This is a genomic window from Streptomyces europaeiscabiei (assembly GCF_001550375.1).
GTDB classification, from domain to species: domain Bacteria; phylum Actinomycetota; class Actinomycetes; order Streptomycetales; family Streptomycetaceae; genus Streptomyces; species Streptomyces europaeiscabiei.
In genome coordinates this window covers 1-1,259 of record NZ_LRTR01000003.1, presented here as the reverse complement: position 1 = coordinate 1,259, position 1,259 = coordinate 1, and the positions used below count along the sequence as shown (strand labels likewise).

Here is a 1,259-nt window from a genome sequence, read left to right as displayed (position 1 = left end):
CGCGGCGACCGCGGACGACGGCGGGGACGACCCGGCGCCGTACCGGGGCCTCGCCCGCTTCGAACCGGACGACCACGAACTGTTCTTCGGCCGCGACCGGCTGGTGGAGGAGCTCTGCGACCTGGTCGCCGCCCACCGCTTCGCGGCCGTCTTCGGCGCCTCCGGCAGCGGCAAGTCGTCCCTGCTGCGCGCCGGGTTCCTGCCCCGGCTCCGCGCGGACATCGCGCGGCAGCGTTGCGAGTCGGTGCTGCGGGTGTTCACCCCGGGCGCCCGGCCGGCGGAGACGTACGGGCATCTGCTGACCGTGGCCGACGGCGAGCCGGACAGCTGGGTCGTGGTGGACCAGTTCGAGGAGGTGTTCACCCGCTGCCGGGACGAGGCGGAGCGGGCCCGCTTCCTCGACCTGCTGCTGACCGCCCGTGACCCGGACTCCCGGCTGCGGGTCCTCATCGCCGTACGCGCCGACTTCCACGCCCGCTGCGCCGAACACCCCGGCCTCGCGGAGGCGTTGCGCCTCGCCGGGCTGTCGGTCGGCGCGATGACCGCGGACGAGCTGCGTGAGGTGGTGGTACGGCCCGCGCAGGCGGCCGGACTCCTGGTGGAACGCTCGCTGGCGGCGAACGTCGTCGAGGAGGTCCTCGACCGGCCCGGCGCGCTGCCCATGCTGTCGCACGCCCTGCTGGAGACCTGGCGCCGGCGCAGGGGCCGCATGCTGACGACGGCAGCGTACGAGGCGGCCGGCGGCCTCAACGGCGCGATCGCGGCGAGCGCCGAGACGGTGTACGGGCAGTTGTCCGCACCCCAGGCCACCGCCGTCCGGCAGTTACTGCTGCGGCTGGTCGAACCGGGGCGGGGTACGGCCGACACCGGGCGCCCCCTCACCCGGGACGAACTCCTGGAGTGCACCCACCCCGACATCCTCGTGGTGGCGGAACGGCTCGCCCGCGCCCGGCTGCTGACCGTCGACGAGGAAGGTGTGCGCCTCGCCCACGAGTCCCTGATCGGCTGCTGGCCCCGGCTGCGCGGCTGGATCGACCAGGACCGCGAACGGCTGCGCCACCACCGGCAGCTCACCGAGGCCGCCCGCGCCTGGCTGGAGCACGACCGCGATCCCGGCACCCTCTACCGGGGCACCCGGCTCGCCCGCGCGGAGGAGATGTTCCCCGGCCACCGCTCCGACCTCGCGCTCACCGAGGCGGAACGGGCCTTCCTCACCGCCGCGTTCGACGCCCGCGAGGCGGAGCGCCGGGCCGTCGCCT

Annotated in this window: 1 protein-coding gene; it reads left to right on the top strand. The window is 75.5% G+C overall.

Translation table 11 applies throughout. The annotated features are described in order from the left end of the window. Window positions 1-1,259 (top strand): nSTAND1 domain-containing NTPase (locus AWZ10_RS00055; RefSeq protein ID WP_482258086.1); only part of this gene is annotated, 1,259 nt, incomplete at both ends.